The sequence below is a fragment of the Marinobacter sp. B-12 genome (genome assembly GCF_056857915.1).
Map to the genome: position 1 here is coordinate 1 of NZ_JBSXOB010000034.1, position 24746 is coordinate 24746.

At 54.3% G+C, this 24746-nt stretch carries 22 protein-coding genes and 1 pseudogene; 11 read left to right on the forward strand and 12 right to left on the reverse strand.

Going from position 1 to position 24746, the window contains the following annotated elements:
• Positions 1 to 114: 114 nt before the first annotated feature.
• The 3 genes from AC13D2_RS03710 to AC13D2_RS03720 all read right to left on the reverse strand — a co-directional run bounded on the left by AC13D2_RS03710 (position 115) and on the right by AC13D2_RS03720 (position 1997).
• The gene (locus AC13D2_RS03710) at positions 115 to 453 is read right to left on the reverse strand and encodes an Hpt domain-containing protein (RefSeq protein ID WP_482938235.1); all 339 of its coding nucleotides are present in this window, start codon (positions 451 to 453) and stop codon (positions 115 to 117) included.
• Between the two features lie 166 nt (positions 454 to 619).
• A complete protein-coding gene (locus tag AC13D2_RS03715; protein WP_300500227.1) occupies positions 620 to 1315 on the reverse strand; it encodes a glutathione binding-like protein in 696 nt (231 codons plus the stop codon).
• A 1-nt stretch (position 1316) separates the two neighbouring features.
• Positions 1317 to 1997 carry a glutathione S-transferase family protein gene (locus AC13D2_RS03720; protein ID WP_300500229.1) on the reverse strand — a complete coding sequence of 227 codons (681 nt, stop codon included), beginning with the start codon at positions 1995 to 1997 and terminating at the stop codon, positions 1317 to 1319.
• Positions 1998 to 2237: 240 nt separating this feature from the next.
• On the opposite strand from AC13D2_RS03720, the pseudogene AC13D2_RS03725 reads away from it, so the two are divergent.
• Positions 2238 to 3545 (forward strand): annotated as a pseudogene (locus AC13D2_RS03725) (ATP-grasp domain-containing protein).
• 83 nt (positions 3546 to 3628) lie between these two features.
• Here AC13D2_RS03725 and AC13D2_RS03730 read toward each other — a convergent pair.
• Complete coding sequence (locus tag AC13D2_RS03730; RefSeq protein WP_482938236.1) at positions 3629 to 5077, reverse strand: malate:quinone oxidoreductase; 1449 nt, start codon at positions 5075 to 5077, stop codon at positions 3629 to 3631.
• A gap of 210 nt (positions 5078 to 5287) precedes the next feature.
• Between AC13D2_RS03730 and AC13D2_RS03735 the strand changes: the two genes are divergently transcribed.
• From AC13D2_RS03735 to AC13D2_RS03755, 5 genes are all read left to right on the forward strand, one after another.
• Positions 5288 to 6550, forward strand: coding sequence for an MFS transporter (locus tag AC13D2_RS03735; RefSeq protein WP_300496335.1), 1263 nt, complete (start codon positions 5288 to 5290; stop codon positions 6548 to 6550).
• A 285-nt stretch (positions 6551 to 6835) separates the two neighbouring features.
• Entirely contained in the window at positions 6836 to 7801 is a 966-nt protein-coding gene (locus AC13D2_RS03740; RefSeq protein ID WP_292048110.1) for an ABC transporter substrate-binding protein, read from the forward strand.
• 216 nt (positions 7802 to 8017) lie between these two features.
• Positions 8018 to 9880 (forward strand): methyl-accepting chemotaxis protein, encoded by a 1863-nt coding sequence (locus AC13D2_RS03745; RefSeq protein WP_482938237.1) that lies wholly within the window; start codon positions 8018 to 8020, stop codon positions 9878 to 9880.
• Between the two features lie 106 nt (positions 9881 to 9986).
• Positions 9987 to 10925 (forward strand): peptidoglycan-binding domain-containing protein, encoded by a 939-nt coding sequence (locus AC13D2_RS03750; RefSeq protein WP_300496329.1) that lies wholly within the window; start codon positions 9987 to 9989, stop codon positions 10923 to 10925.
• Positions 10926 to 11017: 92 nt separating this feature from the next.
• The gene (locus tag AC13D2_RS03755; protein WP_300496326.1) at positions 11018 to 12241 is read left to right on the forward strand and encodes an MFS transporter; all 1224 of its coding nucleotides are present in this window, start codon (positions 11018 to 11020) and stop codon (positions 12239 to 12241) included.
• 57 nt (positions 12242 to 12298) lie between these two features.
• Here AC13D2_RS03755 and AC13D2_RS03760 read toward each other — a convergent pair whose 3' ends face one another.
• The 4 genes from AC13D2_RS03760 to dctP all read right to left on the reverse strand — a co-directional run bounded on the left by AC13D2_RS03760 (position 12299) and on the right by dctP (position 16569).
• Positions 12299 to 13585, reverse strand: a complete 1287-nt coding sequence (locus tag AC13D2_RS03760) for a hydroxymethylglutaryl-CoA reductase, degradative (RefSeq protein ID WP_300496323.1) — start codon at positions 13583 to 13585, stop codon at positions 12299 to 12301.
• Between the two features lie 23 nt (positions 13586 to 13608).
• Complete coding sequence (locus AC13D2_RS03765) at positions 13609 to 14931, reverse strand: TRAP transporter large permease (RefSeq protein ID WP_300496320.1); 1323 nt, start codon at positions 14929 to 14931, stop codon at positions 13609 to 13611.
• The gene (locus AC13D2_RS03770; RefSeq protein WP_482938238.1) at positions 14928 to 15443 is read right to left on the reverse strand and encodes a TRAP transporter small permease subunit; all 516 of its coding nucleotides are present in this window, start codon (positions 15441 to 15443) and stop codon (positions 14928 to 14930) included. The genes AC13D2_RS03765 and AC13D2_RS03770 overlap by 4 nt, the downstream gene beginning before the upstream one ends.
• Before the next feature lie 70 nt (positions 15444 to 15513).
• A complete protein-coding gene (dctP, locus tag AC13D2_RS03775) occupies positions 15514 to 16569 on the reverse strand; it encodes a TRAP transporter substrate-binding protein DctP (RefSeq protein ID WP_482938239.1) in 1056 nt (351 codons plus the stop codon).
• A 165-nt stretch (positions 16570 to 16734) separates the two neighbouring features.
• Between dctP and AC13D2_RS03780 the strand changes: the two genes are divergently transcribed.
• Entirely contained in the window at positions 16735 to 18117 is a 1383-nt protein-coding gene (locus tag AC13D2_RS03780; RefSeq protein ID WP_420388692.1) for an aminotransferase-like domain-containing protein, read from the forward strand.
• Between the two features lie 17 nt (positions 18118 to 18134).
• On the opposite strand, the gene AC13D2_RS03785 is transcribed toward AC13D2_RS03780, so the two are convergent.
• From AC13D2_RS03785 to AC13D2_RS03795, 3 genes are all read right to left on the reverse strand, one after another.
• Entirely contained in the window at positions 18135 to 18287 is a 153-nt protein-coding gene (locus tag AC13D2_RS03785) for a hypothetical protein (RefSeq protein WP_167319384.1), read from the reverse strand.
• Positions 18288 to 18436: 149 nt separating this feature from the next.
• Complete coding sequence (locus AC13D2_RS03790) at positions 18437 to 18691, reverse strand: HP1242/YdcH family protein (protein ID WP_292048120.1); 255 nt, start codon at positions 18689 to 18691, stop codon at positions 18437 to 18439.
• Between the two features lie 91 nt (positions 18692 to 18782).
• Positions 18783 to 19565 carry a hypothetical protein gene (locus AC13D2_RS03795; RefSeq protein ID WP_482938240.1) on the reverse strand — a complete coding sequence of 261 codons (783 nt, stop codon included), beginning with the start codon at positions 19563 to 19565 and terminating at the stop codon, positions 18783 to 18785.
• A gap of 186 nt (positions 19566 to 19751) precedes the next feature.
• Between AC13D2_RS03795 and AC13D2_RS03800 the strand changes: the two genes are divergently transcribed.
• The 4 genes from AC13D2_RS03800 to AC13D2_RS03815 all read left to right on the forward strand — a co-directional run bounded on the left by AC13D2_RS03800 (position 19752) and on the right by AC13D2_RS03815 (position 24059).
• A complete protein-coding gene (locus tag AC13D2_RS03800; protein WP_292048124.1) occupies positions 19752 to 20720 on the forward strand; it encodes a beta-ketoacyl-ACP synthase III in 969 nt (322 codons plus the stop codon).
• 78 nt (positions 20721 to 20798) lie between these two features.
• Complete coding sequence (locus AC13D2_RS03805; RefSeq protein WP_300496299.1) at positions 20799 to 22280, forward strand: flavin-containing monooxygenase; 1482 nt, start codon at positions 20799 to 20801, stop codon at positions 22278 to 22280.
• An 88-nt stretch (positions 22281 to 22368) separates the two neighbouring features.
• Complete coding sequence (locus tag AC13D2_RS03810; protein ID WP_292048128.1) at positions 22369 to 23049, forward strand: FadR/GntR family transcriptional regulator; 681 nt, start codon at positions 22369 to 22371, stop codon at positions 23047 to 23049.
• Complete coding sequence (locus AC13D2_RS03815) at positions 23046 to 24059, forward strand: bile acid:sodium symporter family protein (RefSeq protein WP_292048129.1); 1014 nt, start codon at positions 23046 to 23048, stop codon at positions 24057 to 24059. Before AC13D2_RS03810 ends, AC13D2_RS03815 begins: the two co-directional genes overlap by 4 nt.
• On the opposite strand, the gene AC13D2_RS03820 is transcribed toward AC13D2_RS03815, so the two are convergent.
• Positions 24021 to 24689: a J domain-containing protein gene (locus AC13D2_RS03820; protein ID WP_482938241.1), complete on the reverse strand. Its 669-nt coding sequence runs from the start codon at positions 24687 to 24689 to the stop codon at positions 24021 to 24023. The genes AC13D2_RS03815 and AC13D2_RS03820 overlap by 39 nt on opposite strands.
• Between the last annotated feature and the right edge of the window lie 57 nt (positions 24690 to 24746).

A 24746-nucleotide genomic window follows, 5' to 3' on the forward strand; every position in this document is an offset into this window, starting at 1 on the left:
TTTCTCGGACTTGATGTCTTTGGCCAGCTCTGCGGCCATGGCTTTGAGTTTTTCTTGATCCACTTGTGTACCCACGATGGTATCCTTTTGAAAAGATTACTCAGTCGTGGGCAGTTACACAATTTGGTTTACAGGCTCCAATACAGTATCACCCACCGTTTTCGAATGGTGATCTATCAAAGCCAAATTGTGACAAGCCTTTTCTTCAATCGCAGCCTGTTCGATACGCGTTGATGACTCATAAAGGCGCGTGGCACCAAATGTCCCTGAAACACTCTTCAGAACATGGGCGATTTCACGAACTTTCCCTTCGTCCCGTTCACTAACCGCAGCATTCAACTGTTCAGTGCACTTCTCGATCTCTTTTAAAAATGCTGCGATCAGGACAGGAAACCTGCCTCTTGATGTGTCAGTTGCTAAACGCTTGAGCACTTCATCATCAAGAATGTCCATAGTTACAAGTCACCTCCTTTGGCACTCCTGTCTTTCCCTGGACACTGCGGATAACTTGAGTCATCCAGACTTAGCGACCAACAACGATCTTATCCTATAAGCTCGAAGCTGGCCAAGTCGTATGCACGCCCTCCTCCAGTCGTTGGTGGGCAATCGGGTGTGCCCCCTATTCCTGCCGACTGGCTGCCTGGCCAAATAGCACTTTTTTACCCTCCTCCGTGACGGCCGGCCGACTGGACCACGGTGCTCCCTTTTCATAAGCTCTGACAACAGCCGGTCGCTTCTGCATGGCATTGAACCAACGCTTTAGATTCGGAAAATCATCCAGATTCTGCTTTTGCGACTCATGCGGCAGGATCCATGGATAAATCGCCATGTCCGCAATCGAGTAGTCATCCGCAACCCAATCGCGTCCATCCAACCGTTGGTTAAGCACGCCGTAAAGCCGATTGGTCTCATTCACGTAACGTTGAATGGCATAAGGAATTTCTTCCGGCGCGTACTTTACGAAGTGGTGGTTCTGTCCCGCCATCGGGCCAAGCCCACCCATCTGCCACATTAGCCACTGTATGACGGTGATACGGCCCCGAGGATCCGTAGGCAGAAAGCGGCCTGTTTTTTCTGCCAGGTACAGCAGAATGGCTCCCGACTCGAAAACGGAAAGCGACCCTTCGCCGGTGGCCGGCGCATGATCAACGATCGCCGGCATCCGGTTATTGGGTGAAATCGCTAGAAACGATGGCTTGAATTGATCGCCAGCACTGATATCCACCGGGTGGATATCGTATTCAAGCCCCGCTTCTTCGAGAAAGATCGTAATTTTATGGCCATTGGGGGTTGGCCAGTAATGAAGATCAATCATTTCACGCCTGCTCAGGGTAGTTTTGCGGGTAAAGTGCCCGGCGTGCGGCCTCATCCATTTCGGTTTGAAACGGAACGTCCTGGCCGACAGCCCTGGCACGTGCGACTGCCGGACGACTGTTGACGCTGTCAAACCACCGCTTCAGGTTCGGGAAGCCGGCCAGCTCCGGATTTCCGAGCACGACCCCAGCTTTATCAACCCAGCCCCAGGCGGCGATATCCGCAATGCTGAATTCTTCGCCAACCAGATACGTGCGATCAGCCAGATGCGTATCAAGCACCTCATAGTGACGCTGTGCTTCGCGCTGATAGCGGTTGACGGCATAGGGTATCTGTTCTGGTGCGGCATGTTGGAAATGCACTGACTGACCAGAATAGGGTCCCAGGCCAGAGGCCAAAAACATCATCCATGACAACAGCTCTGCCCGATCTTCGGGCGCTCCGCCCAGTTTCCCACTCTTCTCAGACAGGTAGAGCAAAATGGCGTTGGAATCGAAAACCCGTACGCCACCATCCTCGATCGCGGGGGTTTTGCCGTTTGGGTTAATAGCCCTGTACTCGGGGCTGTGTTGCTCGCCCTTGAGGGTATCGACGGGAACCAACTCATAAGGCGTGCCTGTTTCTTCAAGATACAGGGCTACTTTTATCGGGTTGGGTCTGGGGTGGAAATAGAATTTGATCATTAGGGGCCTCCGGCGGTCTGTTTCAGGAACTTATACTCTAGGCATTTTTGAGCATTCATTCAATATTAGTTGGGTGAAAGATGGTTCGTATGGCGAAACGGATGATTCCGGCGCATTCTTTTCATTTTGGGGCGATAGCGACTATGTTGTTAGAGAGAATGTATTAACTCACGATACTTGCCTATCAATAATTTCAATCACTTACATTCCAAAGCCGGCAAGTTGCAAGGAGAACGACACATGTCGACAACACAAGAAGCGCCCTTATCAAATGATGTGGCTGCCTGGCTCGATCCAGACATGGACTCTGTTAAGGGAACCGAAACCCCAAAGGATCCGAATAAAGGCTATATCGCGCTGCTTGGCTGGAGCGTCAATGCCATCAAGGCCGCACAGAAGTTCGACCGCCGCTACATCGTAGTTGCTCCAGAATGGGCTACGGATTTCTGTACCGCAAACAAGATTCCCTTTATCCCTTGGGACTTTATCCGTTTGAATGATCGGTCCCTGGAGATTGCTCAAAGGCTGAAAGAGGAAGGCGTTGATGTTGCCATACCGCTGTTTGAAGAGACCGTTGAGTGGTCCGGGGCGATCAACTCAGTGCTCCTGAATAGCCCTCGCATGTACGGGCAGTCGATTCTGTTCCGTGACAAGGCTTTGATGAAGCGTCGTGCCCAGCTTGGCGGCATTCGGGTTGGGATCTTCGAGGAGGCCCACGAGAAAGACGACATCGTCCGTTTCATGAAGCGTGTAAACTAGACCCTGCTGAAACTGGATGGCGACCCGGACGACCCGATTCACGTTAAGGCGTTTGACAAGGCTGGTTGTCTCGGCCATCGGATGATCCGTACGCTTGAGGAAATTGACAACATTCCAGCGGAAGACTATCCGTTGCTCATGGAAAGCCACTTGAGTGGCTGGGAGTTTGCCGTTGAGGCATGGATTCACGATGGCAAGATCAAGTTTCTGAATATCTCTGAGTACGTAACGCTAGGCTATTCCGTTTTCGTTCCGGCGACCGAGCAACTCGAAAGCTGGCGCAATGCCATTACCAAGCAGATTGAGTTGCTGATCAAAACGTTCGATATTCAGTTTGGCTTGATTCATCCGGAGTACTTCGTTACTGCTGATGGTGAAATGTACTTTGGTGAGGTTGCTTATCGACCACCCGGTTTCAAGGCGTTTGAGCTGATTGAACGTGCGTATGGGTTCAACGCGTACCAGGCGTCAATGCTGGTGTTTGATCCCAAGAGCACCAAAGAGGAAGTGGAAAAGTTCTTCCCACGCGAAGTGGTCGATGCCAAGGGCTATGCCGGTTGCTTCGGTGTTTATCCGCGCCGCCGCGTGGTCAGCAAGCTGGAAATGCCTCCGGAGTGTGTTGATCACCCCTATTTTGAGTCACACGAACTCGTTGCACCGGTGGAAGAAACGGTTCCTGACCGGTCCGCCTTCGGCACTCACTGGGGCCTGGTCTTCTTCTTTGGCGATGACCCCATCAAGATGCGGGATCTGTTGAAAGCCCAGGAGGATTTGGACTTCTACGTCTAGGGCAGTCACCGCCCATTCAGGAGATCTCCATATGGCGCTCCATGATTCTGACCCGTAACTCCGGAATCATGGAACGCCTTACTTCAAACTATCCCTAACTGTTTATTAACGGCATCACGAATTTCCCGATAACGATCAGGATTTGTGGCCAGGGTATCCAGATCATCTTCAGGAAAAATCTCTTTCTTCGCTTTCCTGGCCTCCTCTTTGGTAAAAATGGCCGGTAGCAGTTGTTCCAGGCACCGCAGCATAACCTCCGGCGAAACCGATGCCCCTGGCGATGCCCCCAACAACGTTCCGTACGTTTTGTCCTTGGACACGAGGATTTCCGTTCCCATCTGCAGATCGCCGTCCTTGATAATCTGTACCCGTTGGCCGGCGTGAACCGGTTTCCAGTCAAACTTTCTGCTCAGGCCGGGCGCAAAGCTTTCAAGCTCTTCGAACATGCTCTTCTCGCCCTTGAAGGTCTCTGAAACCAGGTATTTCACCAACGGAAAGTGCTCCAGAGTGACATTCAGCAGACCTGGGATATCATGCAGGCGCATTGCCCGAAGGTAGTCAAAGAGCCCTCGGCCTTTCTCAAGAACGGGCTTGAAGGAGGCGAAAGGGCCGAACAGTAAGTAGTGCTGGCCATCCGCCACCCGAAGATCCAGATGCGGCACAGACATGGGAGGCGCGCCCACTTTTGCTTTACCGTAGGTTTTTGCCCGGTAATGATCAGCCTGCTCTGCACTGATCGGGGCCTGTAGGAAACGCCCACCAACTGGAAAGCCAGTAAACCGCTTTGCAAATGGCAGGTGGCTTTTCTTCAGGATTGGGAATGCACCCCCACCCGCACCAACAAACAGCACATCGGCCTTGTAACGCACGGGCGCTCCGTGACGTTCGGTTTCAACAAGCCAGCTCCCTGCTGGGCTCTTGTGCACGCGTTTTACGTGGGTGCCGTACTCAATCTTCACACCGAGATCCTGGGCGGCATGTTTCGCCATTTGTTGGGTCAGAGCACCGAAATTTACGTCCGTGCCTGTTTCTATGACAGTCGCCGCCATTTTTTCATGGCGAGGACGCCCTTCCATCAGATAGGGAATCCAGCTCTTGATTTCGTCGAAATCCTCTGAGAAACGCATACTCTCAAAAAAATGATGAGCGGACATTTCCTTGAACCGCAGTCGCAATTCATCGATTGAGGATTCAGACACGATGGTGCAGTGTTTGGTCTGATTGATAAACGTCTTGGGGTCCTTAATGGCGCCTTTCTTGATCAGGTGCGCCCAAAACTGCTTGGCCACATTGAATTGCGCATGGATCTTCAAGGCTTTTTCGACGGAGATAACTTCTTCATCCACCGGCGTGTAGTTCAGCTCGCAGTTTGCCTCGTGTCCCGTGCCGGCATTGTTGAACACCCACGAGTTACCCTCTCCAGCGCTCTCCAATCTCTCCAGGATGGTGATGTTCAACTCAGGAGCCAGCTCTTTTGCCAACGTGGCAAAAGTGGTCCCCATAATCCCCGCGCCGATGATTATTACGTCCATAAAGTCTATCCACCCGCTTTAGTTTTCTGATATCCAACGATAAAGTCTTGCCCGAAGGTACCACGCTTCCAGCGAACACTGAAAACCTGCCACACTCCTGCCCATTTCATCTGGCGCCCAGGTTCTACGACAAATGACGAATGGTGCATCAGTATACTGTGCCAGCCGGTCAGTCTACACTGATGGCCGCGACGGATATGGAGCGCACTTATGACGTCTGGACAATTTGAGGGGGCTCCCCCCATCCCTTCAAGATTTTTGCGCTGGCTTGGCCCCGTTGCGACAATCGCCCTCGCTCAACTGTTCGGAACATCGCTGTGGTTCAGCGCCAACAGTGCCACGGACACTCTGATGACCAGTTGGCAAATCAGTGCTGCTGATATTGGCTGGCTGACCAGCGCCGTTCAGGGCGGTTTTATCCTGGGCACAATGATCATGGCTTTGGGAGGCCTGGCAGAACGGTATCGTGCGAGTCTCATTTTCGTGGTCAGTGCAGCCTGCGGCGCGTTATTCAATGCCTGCTTCGCCTGGTTTTCGGAGGGCTTGGCCAGTGGCATTGTGTTCCGCTTCCTGGTCGGCCTTAGCTTGGCGGGTATCTACCCCGTGGGCATGAAGTTGATTGTCAGTTGGGCTCCTGAAAGGACCGGACAGGCCCTTGCCCAGCTTGTCGCAATGTTGACGCTTGGCACCGCACTGCCCCATGCATTACGAGAAGCCGGTGCGGATCTTCCCTGGCAGTACGTTATCCTTGCGTCATCGATGCTTGCACTGCTTGGTGCATTCCTTATCCACCTGCTTGGGGACGGGCCCCATTTACCCGGTACAGGTCAGGCGAAGCATGCGTCGGGCACCACCTCCGAGCGTCAGCTGACGGTCTTTGACGCCTTCAAGGTCAATCGATTTCGTGCCGCAGCTCTGGGCTATTTCGGGCACATGTGGGAGCTCTACGCGTTCTGGACGGTAGTACCACTGCTTGTGGCCAACACGGCACTGCTCAGTGAGTACTCGGCCGTCGGATTATCGGGCATGGCGTTCAGTATCATAGGCATTGGGGCTTTGGGGTGTCTCGTCGGGGGATTTCTGTCACGTCGTATTGGGAGCACAAAGGTCGCGCTCGGTGCGCTGGCATCCTCCTGCGTTTGCGCTGTGGTGTTTGCCCTTTTCTGGCGTGACTTACCCGCCATGTGGCTGGGAGTCCTTCTACTTGCCTGGGGCGCCACCGTGATCGCGGACTCGCCCCAGTTCTCCGCTCTGGCCGCCCAGGCTTGCCCGAAAGAAGTGGTCGGTGCCGCACTGGCGATCCAGAACTCCATCGGCTTTGCAATTTCAGTGGTATCGATAGCCGCAACCACTGCGCTGTTCGATCATATCGGTCTGGACGCCGCCTGGCTTCTGGTTCCCGGCCCAATTGTCGGGTTGCTCGGGTTCGCCTGGGCGTCCAGCCAAGCTGCCAACTCAGAAAAAGATGCCTGAAACACGGAGATCGTGAAATCCATCAAAGTCCGGAGATCAGGACAGTGCTGTCCGATTAACAAGACAAGCTTTCCCCTATCCAGGTCATTGTGTCCTTGAAACCAGACACTCGGCACCAATAAACCCATTCCGATGCCTGCCATTGCAACAAATACCGTTATAAAACATTAACTTATAAATTTGGCACGGTTCCTGTTTGGCGTAGTGGAATAACGATAATAACAAGCGCTTTCAACAAGAAAGAACGGGTGCAGACTTCACTCGGAAAATAACAAGGAACACCCAATGCGTACGCTCCTCCTGGCTTTTCTGCTGGTAAGCCCCCTGTGTTTCAGCAAAACCGTGGTGATTATCGAAAGCTATCATCAAGGCTACAAATGGGACGCCGATTATATTGCCGCCATCCAATCAGTGCTGGGCGAGGACCACGATATTCGCGTGCTTGCCCTCGACACCAAACGATTACCGAAATCAGAATGGCCCCAAAAAGTAGCCCGCCTCCAACAATCCATTACCGAGATCCAGCCTGACATTGCCATTCTTGGAGATGACAACGCATTCTCCCTGATGGCCAACCACTTGGTTGAACGGAAGATTCCGGTGGTATTCCTGGGCGTCAACGGCGGTCCGGCGCAGCACCCTACCCTTGAACACGATTTGGTCGCCGGCTTGCTGGAACGGCCATTTTTTGAGGAGAGCATCCGTCATCTGCAGAAAGTACTGAAAGTGGATGAGCACTTTCTGGTATTAATGGACGATTCACCCACCATGCGAAACGCAGTCAATGAATATTTCGGCGACAAGAGAAGTGCCGAAATATATGGCTCCAAACTGGACATCGTCCTTACCAACGACAAAGACACCTGGTTGCAGTCGGTAGTTCAGGCCCACGAACTGTACGATGCAATCATCGTTGGGACCCACCACACCATCCGAGACACAGAGGGCACCTACATCGCACCGGACGAACTCATTACGAGGGCATTTAATCAAAGCCGGGTTCCCATCTTTTCCTTTTGGGATATTAACATTGGTAAGCAGCAAGCGATTGGCGGCTTCACCATTTCGGCTCACCAGGAGGGCATCACTGCCGCCCGCTTGGCGTCCCTCATCATGAATGGTGTCAAACCCGCCCGCATCCCCAAAATGAATTCCCTGAGCGGGCACTACATATACAGCCGAAGCGGCATGGCTCACTGGAACCTGGAGCTTTCCCCCATGATTGCGACCCAAGCAAACTTCGTTGAATAAATTGGCTAAGCGGCTCCAGATTATCCCGAACCCGCCGTTAACCAAGAGATCTCGCATGCATAGAGGGGCAGACCAGTGGCTGTAGAAAAATTAGAAGTTATTGAGCGTCGGCTAGGTGTCAGCGGAAAACTCCTGATCGCACCTGTTTTTATTCTGCTTTTATTCGCACTCGTAACCTTCTACAGCGTCCGGGAATTTCAAAACCTTGATGCGCGAATGGATACAGTCGCAAGGGATCTTGCACCGGAAACCGCCGTTGCGACCGGTGTGCTAATCAATCTTTACAATATGAGATTGGGAGTCTTTGACTACTACGCTACCGGTAACGAAGACATCCTGGCACGCTTCAAGCAGCTCGAGACGGATTTTTTCAGTGAGCTATCAGCGGCGCAGCAGACGATTAAAAGTACCAACCGCGTGCAACTGGTTGCTGAGATCGAAGAGGCGACACTGCAGTACGCGAATGTCTTCAATAACGAACTGGTACCCACCAAGCAGCAAGTCAAAAATATCATTGCCAATGAACTCGACCAATACGGCCCCACTGCTTCAGAGGCGCTGCGCAGGGCTATGGATGGCGTTACCAACAGAGAGCCGGACAGCCGGTTGCGAGTTGTTCTGGAACAGTTGATTCACGATACGCTCATGATGCGAATGGCCTCACAGCGCTTCTTTGCTGATGGCGACGAGTCCTCGGAAACGGCACTGGGTTATGCCATGGAGGATATTTCCGATGCGCTCGAGTTTCTGGATATGGACTCAGTCCCCGGTTACGTCAGGCAGTATGTCGATACGGCGATAGAGGCACTTGGGAAATACCAGTCATCGGTCAATGAACTGCTGGTTCAGCAAAAAGCGATGATCCGGACGAAAGAAGACAAGCTTGACGTTCTGGGACCCCAAATCACTGACATGGCTCAGGGTCTTGAGAGAGAGGTTTTTGCCTCCCTCGAAACCGTGGCAGACGAAGCCGAAGCAGAGACCGAGGATGCGCTTAAGCTGACACTCGCCGCATTTATTGCGTCTGTCATTCTGGGGTTGGTCGTCGCCCTGCTGATGAGCCGCATGATGGGCAACAGCGTCAAACGTGCGCGGTCGGAAATTCTGGGTTACCTGGAAAATATCGGCAATAACGAAGGCGACGTTTCTACCCGGCTGACCAAGGGCCGCCCGGACGAAATCGGCGATTTTATCTCTGCGGTAAATGCCTTCCTGGAAACGCTGGAAGACATTATTTCCCAGATTGTTGCGTCGTCTCGGCGTCTCAGTACGGAATCCGAATCGTTGTCCGGTATTACAAACAGCACCACGGCCAACGCCGAGCAACAACGGGATCAGGTGACTCAGGTTTCGGCGGCGATGCAGGAAATGGTCTCCACCTCCGACGAGATCGCCTCCAACACCAATGACACGGATGAATCCGCACGCCAGGCTGCCGACCTGGCAGGAACCGGTCAGGAAACGGTGTCGACCGCGATTAAATCCGTTACCCGACTGGCGGAACAGGTCGAAGCAGGGTCAAAGCGCATCCAGCGACTTGAAGATGAGTCCGGTGAGATCGGAAACGTACTGGACGTTATCCAGGCCATCGCAGAACAAACCAACCTCCTTGCCCTCAATGCCGCCATTGAAGCAGCGCGTGCGGGAGACGCGGGACGCGGGTTTTCGGTGGTTGCCGATGAGGTTCGTGGCCTCGCCAAGCGGGTTCAGGATTCCACGGTCGATATCGAGCGGATCGTTTCGAATCTGCAAAGCGGTGCCGCTGGCGCGGTGGTTGATATGAGTAAGGCCAAACAGATGGCCTCGGAAGCCAGTGAAGAAGCTGGCAAATCCGGTGCTGCCCTGTCGGAAATTATGGCTGCCGTGAACCGGATCGTGGACATGACGACACAAGTTGCAAGCGCCACCGAGCAACAGCGGGCGACCGCTGCTGAAATGACTCAGAACGTGGAGGCCAGTAGTAGTGCCATTGATAAACTCACCGACGATATCGCCCACGTAAACCAATCCAGCAATTCCCTGGCGGATATGGCAGAGGACCTTAACGGCCTGGTACGTCGCTTCAAGACATCGGACTAGAGCCCTTTTCCGCTTGTGTTAACTGCGTCATAGGCGACATGTTCAATTACTGATACTTTCGATACTCAAACAAAAGCAATACGGCGTATCAGGGAGAGATTTACCCATGAGCCATTCACGTTTTACCAGGATGCCCGGTTTTCTTGCCGCGTTGACGGTGTCCTTCTGTGCAGTCGCTCAGGCCGATCCTGCCGACACCATCTTTGCTGCTGAAAATGCCCTCTATGGCGCAGGCTACGATATCGGCAAAGCCGATGGGTGGATGGATAACACCCTGCGCTCAGCCATCCGGAAGTATCAATCGGGTCACGACGGGTTGCAGGCCACTGGAGACCTGGACCCACAAACGCTGTCCGCCCTGGGAATCGCCTTTAAGGATGGCGATCCAGTGACTGGCAACACCGCGCAGAACCGTGAGGGGGCGATGGCTGATGCGGGAATCGACAAGGAGCGTTTCGGGTCGGCCAATGAGGAACAACCCGTTGCTGCAGCGCCTGAGCCAGAGGTCCGACCCGAGCCAGCGCTGGTTTCGACAGAATCACCACCCCTGGAAGAAGAAGCGGTACCTGTACCTGATGCCATTCTGGCAACGGATGATAACCCGGTAATTCAGCCCGAGCCGACAATAGCCCAAGCATCAATGCCCGCCCCTCAAACAGTAGAAGAACCGGAAAGCGAACCTGTTGCAGTTGCGGTTGCTGAAGAGCCCTCAGCCACGGAGATGCCCTCAGCCACGGAAAAGCCCCAAACCACTGTCGAGCGCCAGATTGTTGAGGAGCCCTCCACTGTCGAAGAGCTTTCAACCGTTGATGCCGAGCCTTCCATAGCACTCAATGTGCCTTCCGAGGCGACCGAAGAGACATCAACGGATGTTGATTATCAGTTGCCACAGGAAACGACGACTTCTGGCGATCCGGAGATTTCGGAATCATTGCAGGCCACAAGTTCGTCCTCAGACAACACTTCGGAACCAACCACTGTCACCAAGAGCAGTGGCGGTTTTTTCAGCTCGCTATTCGACTTCCTCTTCGGCTGGCTGATCTGAGGACATACGCGTATTCCGAAGTGCCTTGGATTAGCTCACACTGGATGGCCTTGTTTCAAATTTACTGACTGGTAGCCAAGGCCAACCACCCCATGCCCTCTCAATTGCAGGAAGCCCCCTACTCTCCCGCCAGGATTACACTGATCATATTCTCTCTCGCCATGGGCGGATTCGGGATAGGTACGGGAGAGTTCGCCATCATGGGGCTTATGCCCGGCGTTGCTGCGGATCTGGGTGTTACGGAACCACAGGTTGGCCACTTGATCAGTGCGTACGCGCTGGGCGTCGTCGTGGGCGCCCCGATCCTGGCCATTGGTGGAGCCAGACTCTATCGCCGGCACCTGCTGATCCTATTGATGTCGTTCTACGCACTGGGAAATATTGCCAGTGCCCTGGCACCGGGGTATGGATCACTTCTGGTGTTCCGGTTCATTGCCGGCCTTCCCCATGGGGCCTATTTCGGTGTTGCTGCTCTGGTCGCCGCCTCACTCGTACCGTTTAACAAGCGCGCCAAGGTAGTGAGCCTGGTCATGATGGGCCTCACCTTCGCGCTGTTGATCGGAAACCCACTGGCAACGATTCTTGGGCAGCACCTGGATTGGCGGTACGCCTTCGGGTTCGTGGGCGCTGTTGCAGCTCTTACCGAATTGATGATTGTTCTTTTCCTTCCTCTCAACCGACAAGAGGAACGGCAAAGCCCGTTCTCAGAAATCCGGGCGTTCAATCGTCCGGAAATCTGGTACCCGTTGGCGATCGGCTCCATCGGGTTTGCCGGTATGTTCTGTGTGTTCAGCTATTTGGCTCCGACATTGCTGGAAGTCACCGGGGTCGACCCCTTCTGGATTCCGATCGCACTCGCGGTCTTCGGGCTTGGGGGGTTCGTTGGGAACATCCTCGGAGGATGGCTGTTTGATCGCCTCCAGTTCCGCAGCGTTGGCTGGATGTTGCTGTGGAGCATCAGCATGCTACTTCTGTATCCCTACGCCACGGAAACCATCTGGACCATGCTGGTGATGTGCTTCCTGGTCGCCTTGATGGTTGGCCTTGGGCCCGCACTGCAAACTCACCTGATGGATGTGGCGCACGGTGCCCAGACGCTGGCTGCGGCCTCTCACCACGCGGCCTTCAACGTGGCCAATGCCCTTGGTCCCTGGCTGGGCGGTATGGCTATCAGTGCAGGCATGGGGTGGCAGTCCACGGGGTATGTCGGAGCCACAACGGCCGCTGCCGGGCTCGCCATATTCCTGTTGGCATGGCGTCAGCAGTCCGGCGCAGAGCGTGTCGACAACAACGTTGCGTTTAGCCAGGATCACTAACCGCGCTGCCGTTTTTACGTTCACGGGTGGCACCGTTTGCCAGTACACAGTCTCGAATCAGGATGGCCCGCCTTTACTCCGCATACGCAGCAGGATTTCCTCAGCGATATCCACCCGTACTATTCCGCCCTCAACCAGCTCTCTGGCCACGGTATCAATGTCCGGGCCGGCCGCACCGGCCATGACGGCGATGTTCTTGGCATGAAGGGCCATGTGCCCTTTCTGAATGCCTGTGGTAGCAAGCGCTTTCAAGGCCGAGAAATTTTGTGCGAGCCCGACAGCCGCAATCACTCTGGCCAATTTTTCAGCGGTTGTGGTATTCATGATCTCCAATGCAATGCGGGCAGTCGGGTGTGATTTAGTCGCCCCACCTATCAGCCCGACCGCCATCGGCATCTCGATCATTCCAGTCAAATTACCGTCCTGATCTATTTCCCATCGGGTCAGCGAACGATACTGCCCCGACCGCGCGGCATACGCGTGAGCACCTGCCTCAACCGCTCGCGTATCATTACCGGTGGCCAACACAACGGAACTCACCCCATTCATAACCCCTTTGTTATGCGTTGCGGCCCGGTACGGATCAATATCCGCGAAATCAAATGCCGATAGAATCCCCTCGCGAACCGACTCCCCACCAATGGCATCCAGCGACCAAGTGGCCCTGGCCCTTGCGAGGCGGCGATCGGCAAGGTTAGACAGAATCCGGAGATATGTCTTGCCGCCGGTCCATTCCGCAATCAGAGGAGCCACTGCCTCCGCCATAGAGTTAACGGCATTTGCGCCCATCGCATCGCGGGTGTCGACGATCAGGTGGGTAATGACCATGGGTCCGTTGCGCCCACCCTCGAGTACCCGAACTTCCAGATCTCGATAGCCGCCGCCATGTTTCAGCAATACCGGGTCGGTCTGGTCACAGACATCTCGAATCCTCTCTTTGTTCTCAAGAATCTGAAGGCGCGCAAATTCGGGATTACTGACATCAATGAGCTGCACCTGAGCGATCATTAACGAGCCTGACAGGGATGTCGTAAATCCACCGGAGTCACGACACTGCCTCGCAGCATTGCAAACTGCGGCAACGACGGATGATTCCTCAGTTGCCATCGGAATGAGCACGTCCTCGCCGTCAACAATCATGTTCGTCGCAACGCCCAGCGGAATATTCATGGTGCCGACAGCGTTCTCGATCATTGAGTCCACAACAGAAGCGTCAAGATTACCGGTGTTCGAGAGCTTTGCCTCTACACTCCGATCAAGGCCGGCAACCTCCATGACCTTGTTGAGCCTTTCTGACATTGAAAGCTTGTGGAAGCCGGATATACGGGAGTTTTGAGTGTGCATTTAAAGAATCTCCATTATATTTGTCAGGACGCCAGGCGCTGGGAAAGCTGGTTAGGCAACCAAGTCACCAAATCCGGGAATATCATAAACAGCACCAGCGCTATCATCTGAAGCAACAGGAAAGGAACAATGGCCCGATAGACCGTTTCCATCCCGATACCGGCTGGAAGCACCCCTTTGATGTAGAACAGGGTGTATCCGAACGGCGGGGTGATATAGGCCATCTGCGCAGTAATCAGGAACAACACGCCAAACCAGATCGGGTCAAAGTCGAAAGCGTTGATAATGGGAAGGAACACCGGTACACAAAGCAGAATGATGCCGATCTCATCCAGAAACAGTCCTAGCAGCACCAGGATGCCCATCATTGCGAGTAACACCAGCCAGCGGTTTAGTTCCAGATCCTGGATAAACGTCAACAGGGAGTCCGCGCCGCCAGTACCGGTGAAGATCGATACGAAAATCTTGGCGCCGATGGTGATCCACATGATCATGGTCGTCACACGCAATGTATCCATTGCGGCGGCACTCAGGTTGTCGGGTGTGAAGGTGCGCTGCAAAACTGCTGAAACCATAGCACCCACCACGCCAACGGCCGCGGCCTCAGTCGGTGTGGCGATACCCGCATAGATACTCCCAAGCACACTGAAGACAATCAGCGCTGGAAGTATGAGGGACTTAAGCGACGCAAACATCTCACGTACCGATACATCCACCTGCTCCGGACGTGGTGCCACACTCGGCTTTAAAAGGGTGCGGATCACCACATAGGCAATGTACAGCCCTGCCAAGACCATGCCCGGAATGATACCCGCCGCAAACATTTTGCCCACCGACACCTGCGCGGTTGCCGCGTAAACAATGGTGATGATGGACGGAGGGATCAGGATTCCTAGGGTGCCACCGGCACAAATGGTGCCCAGTGCGAGTTTTTCGTCATAGCCTCGGCGGAGCATGGATGGCAGTGCCAGAATTCCCATTGCCGCAACGGCCGCCCCTACGATGCCGGTCATCGCCGCCATCACAGTGCATATTGCGATGGTACCCACCGCCAGCCCACCGGGTAGTCGTCGGAACCAAAGTTCCATGGCCTTATACAAGGCTTCTATGATTCCCGACCGCTGTAGGATGCTGGCCATGAGCACATAGAGTGGTATTGCAAGAAGTACATCGGATGTCATGACATCGAATGTCTGCAAAACGGAAAGAACAAGGGCATCTGTTCCCCAGAGCGTTACAGTAAAAAGCACCGCCAGGGATATAAGAACGAACGCAAGTGGCATCCCGCTTAGCAACAGCACCAGCAGGGAAATAAACATCGCGGACAGAACAAAGGTCGAGCTCATGACACGCTCCCCCCACCCGTCCTAATTCGTACGATTGCCTGCAACGTTTCCGCAATTGACTGGAGCAACAAAAGAGTAAAGGCAACCGGTATCAAGGTTTTTGCCGGCCATATTGCCGGATTCCAGGACGAGAACGACGTTTCACCGGATTCAATTGAATTAACCGCAACAGGAATGCTTTGGCAGATCAGCACACAGGCGATTAACCCGATAACAGGATAGATGCCCGTATCGACGATAGCTGCTGCCTTTGCAGACAATTTGCCATAGAGAATGTCGACATTGACGTGTCCTGCGGTGTGCAGCAGATACGGGCCAGCCAACATAAAGTAGGGGCCAAGCAGCAGCGTGGACAATTCCAGCGCCCAGACAGTCGGCGCATCGAAAAAGTAGCGGGCCACCACTTCATAGGAAATAACAGCCACCATGATGAACACCAACAACGATGCCAACACTGCCAACCACCGATTCAGACTGGTGACGGCCTTGCAGTAGCCCTGAACAATAGACATAACCACTCCTCACTCTGCGGTATCAGCCCGGCGGGGACCGGGCTGGTTCTGATTTATGGCAGGGTGGGTATTATTCCAGCAGTCCCAGTTCCTTCATGAACTCGACCTGACTGTCCAGGACCTTGTTGGCAAGTTCATCGTCGCCAGCAGCTTTTTCCCAGGCTTTCATTGCGGTGGGGCGACCTTGCGCCACGGTATTGGCGTCCAGGTGGATGATTTCGGCTCCCTGCTCTTCAAACTTCTTTAAAGCGACTGCGTCCTGAGCCACGTTGTGTTGGCGAAGCGCTGCGGATACCTCACGTGCAGCACTTTCCAGCGCAGCCTTGTAGTAATCTGGCAATTTATCGTAGGCACGCTGGTTGGCAACATAGCTGGTAGCGGTGGTAGGTTGGTGGAAGCCTGGCACGATAACGTACTTGGCAACTTCACCAAGGCCGGCTTCGAAATTGGCGGTCAGATCGCCCCTGTCAGCGAAGTCTATAACTCCTTTTTCAAGCGCTTGATAGACTTCGGCGGTTGGCAACGGCGTGGTCGATACACCAAATTCTGACATCACGGTGCTGGCCAGGCCGACAAAACGACCTTTTTTACCTTCAACGTCGGCCAGTGTGTTTAACGGAAACTTGGAGTGAATGGGTTCCTGGCCGTAAACGGTCGGTGCGATATAAAAAAGCCCTGCTTTTGCATAAGCTTCGCGAGCAAACTCAAGGCCGCCACGCTCATAGAACCAGGCTTCATATTGATCTGACTCGGGAAATCCGAACGGTATCGTGCTTGTGAATGCAAACGCGGGTATCGAGCCTGCCTCATAACCATCAAAGGTTTTCATCATTTCAAAGGCACCACCCCTTACGGCTTCAAAAGCCTGAGCGGAAGGAGCCAGTTGGCCGCCGGCAAAAAGCCGGATAGTAAATTGACCATTGGTCAGTTCCGAAACACGGCTGACAAATCGTTTCTCAAATTCGTAGGGGGTGGTTCCTGCATCCCACAGAGCTTGCATTCGCCAGTTCACTTCAGGCAACTCTGTGGCCGACGTCACACCGGTAAAAATCGCGGCGGCAGCAACCAAACCTTTGCAGGCATGACGAAGACCGACAACGGTCTTCTGGCGTATCGATTCGTTCATAGTGTTCTCCATCGTACTCTTGGTTATTGTGTTTGTTATTGCCGCGTACACCTGCACGGCGCACCTGTACAAACTAGGACAGCTGACTAAAATGGACAAGTGACACTTGTGGCATGTGTACCACGGACTGTACCAGCTTATTTACTGGTACAATTTGGAGTTAATATGGCAAACGAAGTCTCCCGGGCGCAACACATCGCGGACACATTGATTCATCAGATTGAATCGGGACAGCTGATGCCCGGGTCACGGCTGCCGTCCATCCGGGTGGCGGCCGAAAGCCATGGGGTCTCCAAGAACACGGTAACGGACGCCTACGACCGTTTGGTGGCAACCGGTTACATCAGCCCTCGGCGGGGTTCCGGATTCTACGTGCAGGCGGCTAACCCGACACAACCTGTTCCCTACTCCGAGCACGTCACAGAAGCCCTGGATCTTGTTTCACTCTTGCGCGAACAATTGAATCAGCACTATGAAATCCGGGCAGGTGACGGCCGCCTACCCGCAACCTGGATGGAAAGTTCGGAGATCGGCAGATACCTCAAGCGCACAGGCAGCGCTTCCGATCTTGCCGACGACTTCGAGTATGGCAGACCACAAGGCCTTCAGGCTTTACGGGAAGACATTGCCCGAGCTTTGACTGACCGGGCAATCAGCGCGAGTCCCGACCAGATTCTGATGACGTTTGGTGCCAACCATGCGCTCGACCTGATCGTTCGCCATTTCGTGCAGCCCAACGACCCTGTTCTGGTCGAAACGCCAGGATATTACCCGATGTTTGGCAAACTCAAACTTCAAAAAGCCAACGTCATTGGCGTAAAGCGGGAATCCGATGGCCCAGATCTGGAGATGCTGGAGGAAAAGATACGGCGGTTCCGGCCAAAACTGTTTTTCGTTCAACCGATGGCTCACAATCCAACAGGCACTTCCACGTCACTGCAGAAGATGCATCGGCTACTCACGATAGCGGAAAGGTATGATCTGGTTTTAATCGAAGACGATCCCTTTGCCGATATACTGCCAAAGGCAACACCTCACCTCGCGTCACTGGATGCGCTGAACCGAGTAATCTACGTGGGAACGTTTTCAAAAACGTTGTCGGCCAGCCTGCGTTGCGGGTATATCGCGGCTAATTCTGCGCTGATCACGTCACTGACGGACATCAAGATGCTGACGGTGGTTAACAGTTCCAGCACCACGGAACGCATTGTTCACGAGATGATCGTCAAGGGTCGGTATCGTCGTCATTTGAAGAGACTACGGGATCGGGTGGCCAATGCCAGTGTCGACGCGGTATCGGCGTTGAGGGGCATTGGCCTGGACAACATCGAAAGCTCTGCAGGAGGGTATTACCTGTGGTGCCCGCTTCCACCTGGCGTGGACGTCATGGCACTAAGCAGGCGGGCTGCAGGAGAAGGTATTTTTCTGGCGCCCAGCCAACTTTTTGAGCTGGCTGACCAAAACGGGGAGTCCGCTCTGCGAATTAACATTGCTCATGCGAACAACCACAAGCTACTACGATTCCTACAGGCAGCTGTGCTGAAATAACCGCCTCAACTCGCTTTTTAAAACTTCCAGAACGGTGTATCCAGACGCTGTGCCACAAGCTCAGGTGGGTACCCAACGTCCTTGAGAAGGCGGGGTTCCATGGTCATGACCAGGTGGAGGAAGTTGCGCTTCATTCTCCACCCTTTGTACAGTGATGCGGCTCTTTTCATTTCAATCATCCATCTATCGGTAACAAAAAAGGGGCAACCGTAATCGGTTTTAAGTAGTTACCTATTCTATGGATGATCCCTGCCCGGCCCCATACTTGGAAACCACTACGAGGCCTGGTTTCGGGGTCTGCGAGCCTAGCAACTTGTACCTATGCTGCCCCGTTCGACTTCTTTACCAGCGTCTTATACAGGTCGTCTTTCAGTTGCAGGCGCTGTTGTTTCATCTGGTGCAACTGATCGTCCCCGATCGGTGCATCCCTGCGCTCCAGGCCTTCGATTTCCTGATCCAGCTCTGCGTACTGCCGAAAATGGTGCTGGAACGTCGGGTCGTTCTTTTTCAGTTCGTCGATCAACTCGCCAAACTGGGGAAATTCGTTATGAAGTTCGTGGTTGGAAATGCCCATTACCTCGTCTCCTTCTTTTCGCAGAGTGGTCAGTCAGCATGCCATTCATCATCGGGAGTTGTGAACCGTTAAAACGTTATAAAGCAACTCCCTATAAATCCGAATCCAGCCGTTCCAATCCGAGAGAAGCTTTAAACTCACGATACTCGTCACGGTAGACAATGGCACCGAGAGCCATCGCGGCCTTGGTGGCCATGCGATCAAAGCTGTCCCGGATCAGTCGGGGTATCCTGGCTTTCGGTCTCACGCTGGCCGTTTCAATCAGCACGGCGCCCATAACGAGCAGCGCATCAATTCGACGGTTATCACGGTCGCCATCCATTATGTGGCGGGCGACCGATTGCGCGTCATTCAATATCACTTTCTCGTCGTCATTCAGCGTGGCGCCGTCGAAGGCCATAAAGCTCTGATAGCGACGCGCCCGCTTCAGCATGAATACCTCGCGCACTGCCGGATCCGGTTCGCCGGAGTCCGGCTTGGTGTTGAGAAGTCCGTGAAGCCGGAAATCCACCTCCCCTGCTTCTCGTTTCTGTTCGAAGACGTGTTTGATATCAGCTCGGGCAATATCGGATGTGGTTTCCATGGCCTCGGCGATCACGGCATCGAACTTTGTTTTCTCGACTACGTCCAGGACACGCCGAATGGTATGTATAGACTTCATAAGCTCCGGCCACAGGCGCGGGTCCGCCTGGCCCGGTTCGTCCGGCATCCTGGTTTCGAGGGCCCGGGCACAGAAAAACGCCTTTTCCACGTCGCGAATCGCGATGCCCGGTTCGTTGGCGATCCATTTGACGCCATAGTCATTGAGGTCTTCAATCAGGCTTGAGGTGAGAATAAGCAGGTAATACTTCATACCGAGGGGAAGGTCTGTCATCAGCAGCACTCCTTCACAACAAGAGTTCCTGTCTACAGGTATAGCTGATTACAGGCTGAGTACCAGCTTTTCCGGGGTATCTCCCGCTCATCTTTGACAAAATGCTAATAGCTGGGAGCGATCAATAGGGTATAGGATGATTGAAAGAATCTGAGTATTGATCCGTTCACCTGAGGAAACTAGCACATGACGTACGCGCGAATTGTCGGCACGGGCTCCTATCTGCCCGAGAATGTCATGACAAACGAAGACATGGAGAAGGTCGTCGACACCAGCGACCAGTGGATTCGTGAGCGTACCGGCATTGAACAGCGACACATCGCCGTAGAAGGTGAAACCACTGTCGATCTTGCTGAAAAAGCATCCCGCCAGGCCATTGAAGCCGCCGGTCTTCAGCCTGCCGACATTGACCTGATTGTGTTCGCTACATCCACTCCGGACAAGATCTTCCCCAGCTCAGCGTGCATCCTACAGGCGCGACTCGATATTCATGGCTGCCCGGCGTTCGATATCCAGGCTGTTTGCAGCGGGTTTGTCTATGCGTTGTCTGTTGCTGACAAGTTCATCAAAACCGGCAGCAGCAAGAAGGTTCTGGTGGTTGGCGCGGAGCTGTTCTCCCGCATTCTGGACTGGGAAGACCGAGGCACCTGTGTGCTGTTCGGTGACGGTGCCGGCGCCGTCGTGTTGGAGGCCAGTGAGGAAACCGGCATTCTGTCGACCCACATCCATGCTGACGGCAAATACGAAGACCTGCTCCACGTTCCCTTTGGTATTGGCGATGGTTTCGATCAAGTCCGGGCCGGCAAGGGCCATGTTCACATGAAGGGCAATGAAGTGTTCAAGATTGCCGTGAACACGCTGGGGAGAATTGTGGACGAAACCCTGGAAGCCAATCAGATGAAGAAGTCCGATGTGGACTGGCTGGTACCACACCAGGCGAATCTACGGATTATCGCGGCCACGGCTCGTAAGCTGAACATGTCCATGGATCAGGTTGTGGTGACCGTCAACAAGCACGGCAACACCTCCGCCGCGTCGATTCCGCTGGCACTGGACGTTGCCGTTCGCGATGGTCGCATCCAGAAAAATGAGGTGCTGTTGCTGGAAGCCTTTGGTGGCGGGTTTACATGGGGTTCTGCGTTAATCCGATTCTAACCATCTACCGCAATTCGCGTCAGACGTATACTCTACCCGGTATCCGAATTCCCATAATACCGTTAAAGGGAAGGTTCCGTGAACGAGAGTGTCCGCAGTACAACACCGTCTGTGATCATCATTGGCACCGGTTTTGGCGGCCTGTGCATGGCCATCCAGCTCCGGAATGCCGGAATTGAGACATTTACCCTCCTGGAAAAAGCGTCTGGGGTTGGGGGCACCTGGCGTGATAATACCTACCCTGGTGCGGCCTGTGACGTTCAATCTCACTTGTACTCCTTCTCCTTTGAGCCCAAACACGATTGGTCACGAAAGTTCGGATTGCAGCCAGAAATTCTCGGCTATATGCAGCACTGCGTTGAGAAGTATGGCTTGGCGAAGCATATTCAGGTCAATAAGGAAGTCGCCAACGCAGTTTTCAACGAAGCCACCAACACCTGGACAGTCACCACCACCGACGGAGAGTCCCTGGTCGCCGATGTCATTGTCACCGCTACCGGTCAGTTGAATCAGCCCGCCAGGCCGAACATCCCCGGCCTGGATACCTTTGCGGGCAAGACGTTTCATTCCGCCCGTTGGGACCATAGCCACGACCTGAGTGGTAAGAACGTTGGCGTGATCGGCACCGGGGCCAGTGCCATTCAGTTTGTGCCGGAAGTCGCGCCAAAGGTAAAAGCTCTCAGCCTTTTCCAGCGTTCTGCAGCGTGGGTACTGCCGAAGCCCGACCGGCCGTTCTATAAATGGGAACAGGCACTGTTCCAGAAGGTTCCAGCCTGGGACCGCATCTATCGTTTCCTGATCTATTGGAAGAACGAAAGTCGCGCCCTCGCTTTCACCCGTTTTAACAGCTTGCTCGAAATCTTTGCCTGGCAGGCGAAGCGTTTTGCCAAACACCAGGTTCGCGATCCCGAGAAGTTCAGGCATCTGATTCCGGACTATAAGATAGGCTGCAAACGGATACTGATTTCCAACGACTGGTATTCAGCCGTTGATCAGTCTCACGTCGAGCTCGTCACCACTGGTATTGAGCGTGTCGTGGAGGAAGGTGTGATTACTACCGACGGCTCTTTGCACCGGTTAGACACGATAATCCTGGGGACCGGATTTGCAGCCTCGGAATTCCTGTCGCCGATGGACATCACCGGCCGCAATGGCGTGTCGCTCAACCAGGCTTGGGCCAATGGATCTGAGGCCTACAAGGGCATTACGGTTTCCGGATTCCCCAACCTTTTCATGCTCTACGGGCCCAGCACAAACCTCGCCCACAACAGCATCGTGTACATGCTGGAGTCGCAGGTCCGGTATGTGCTCTGTTGCATCAATATATTGAACGCAACACCCGGCACGGCTATGGATGTAAAACCGGATCGGCTTCGAGCGTTCTCTGAGGGCATTCAGACCAAGCTTAAAAACAGCGTGTGGGATTCCGGTTGCCACTCCTGGTATCTGGACAGTGATGGTAAGAACACGGTGAACTGGCCTGGCTTTACCTTCACCTACCGCAAGGCCACACGAGAGGTGAACCCGGATGACTACGAGTTCCTGCACCCTTCCGTTTAGCCTCTATTTACTCTATCCAGATTCGTCGATTTGACAGCTCGAATATATTCATAGGATGATTGGGTCATCATTTACCAGGATCTTAAACATGCAGCTCGCCAGAATCTCAAAGGGGTCTCTCGTCGAAACCGCCATAGAAAGCCTGCGCCAGGCCATTGAAAAAGGTCACTGGGCAATTGGCGAACGGCTGCCCGTTGAAGCCCAACTGTCGGAATCCCTCGGCGTGAGCCGTAACACCGTTCGTGAAGCGGTCAGGGTCCTGGTGCATGTTGGCATGCTGGAGACGCGCCAGGGTGACGGCACCTACGTTCGAGCCACAAAGGACGCGGGAGAAACCCTGCGGAGAATCAACCGCGCTCAGTTAAGAGACAAGCTCGAAGTACGGATCATGCTTGAGACCGAGGCTGCGAAGCTCGCTGCGGAGCGTCGGGACGCACAGGACCTGGAGAGAATGACACTCGCCCTGGATGAACGGGCGAAAGCCGGTGACGATGTTGAAAGCCGCATCCGTCACGATCACGCCTTTCATACGGCGTTGGTCGCGGCTTCACACAACCCTGCCCTGTCGGAGCTTTACGACTATTTTGCCCATGCGGTGACACAAACCATTGAACTGACCGAACTCGATTCAGAACTTCCTGAACCTTCCCAGGAGGATCACGAACTGCTACTGGCGGCGATCCGACGACAGGACCCCGTTAAGGCGGAAGCGCTGTCGAAGGCCTTGCTCCAGCCAAGCCTTAGAGCATTGGGGAAGACGCATCCATGAAATTCAGGCTAGATACTTTCACGCTACTGCTTTTGGGTGCGATTGTCCTCGCCACGTTCCTGCCGGTACGTGGTGATGCCGCTAACGCCCTGGCAACCGCAGGCACTGTGGCCGTGGCACTCCTGTTTTTCCTCCATGGCGCGGCGCTTTCACGTGAACAGATTGTAGCCGGTGCCACCCATTGGCGCCTGCACATCATCATTACCGCTTTCACCTTCGTTTTCTTTCCCCTGATGGCATTGCCCATCAATGAAATCAGCCGCTTTGCGCCTCAGTGGATGCCGGCAGATCTGGGGTTGGGATTCCTGTACCTGGGTGTGCTGCCGTCGGCCGTCTCTTCCTCGATTGCCTATACCGCCATGGCAAAGGGCAACGTGCCCGCTGCCATTTGCAGCGCTGCCGCTTCCAACGTGTTCGGCATGATGTTGACGCCATTCCTGCTGTTGCTGCTGGTCAGCACGTCAGGAGACGGCGGCTTTTCCGTGGCTGAGGCGCTCAAAGACATCGTGCTACAACTGCTTCTGCCGTTTGCGGTTGGCCACGGCCTGCGCCCCTTGTTGGGCGGTTTCCTGGCTCGGCACGAAACGCTCGCCTCCCGCTACGACAAGTTTGTGATCTGGCTGATCGTGTATTCCGCTTTTTCCCATTCGGTTGCAAGCGGCCTGTGGCAGAACCTGCCTTTGAAGGCGATTCTGCTGGCCATTGGGTTGTGCTTCGCGCTGCTGGGATTCTTTATGGTATTGGCGATGTTTGTGGTCCGCCGGTTTGGGTTCAGCCTGGAGGACGAGGCTGCCGTGGTATTCTGCGGCTCAAAGAAGAGTCTGGCCTCCGGCCTGCCCATGGCCAAGGTGCTGTTTTCCGGACACCCCGGGTTTGGCATGATCGTGCTGCCGATCATGTGCTACAACCAGATTCAGGTCATTGTGGGGGCCATGCTGGCTCAGACGTATCGCCGCAAGATTGAGGCCGCGTCAGCCGCCGCCCCCCATTCCACTGAACAAGGTCGCTAATACTGCCAAGCCGACAATCCAGCCTATCACCGCGGGCCAGAAGTTAACCATCTGCGGCGGCAGTTCTTCCTGTGGCTGTTCATCACCCGTTGGATTTTCCGCCTCCAGGTCCTCTTCGGCATCATGCTCCTGCACGTCCCGCAGGCTATGCCAGTCGAACCACCCCGCCAGAAACTGCACAACCGGCGCCGGGAAACTGCCGTTCTGCGCCATTGGCCGAACCTGAGGCTCCAGCGCGTCGGCGATTTCTCTGCGAACATGAGACTGATCCGCGGGTGGCTCCCCGAGAATGGCTTTCCAGATCTGCGCGTCCTTGCTGCGGCTGGAATCATTCAGCAGGGCTCGTACCTGGATGACCACCTCTCTTACCACCTGTCGTTCCGAGGCATCCAACCCCTCAGCCTCCTGCCTTACCGTCGCAGGGGGCTCAGCCACCTGAGGCTGACCTTCATTACCGGCATCGGACGGACCGTTATCCGTTTGCGGCTCGCCGCCCGTTGCTTCCTTGAAAGCCTGCCGCAACCGTTCAAGCTCCTCACCAGAGGCGAACTTTTCCTGTTGCTCATAAGCCGCCCTGATACGGGCATGATCATCGGTGGGCTCGATACCCAATACTTCCCAACAATTCATAGAGTTATAACTCATTCATCAGACTTTCATTAAATTTTAGAGAGACAAATGTAATCT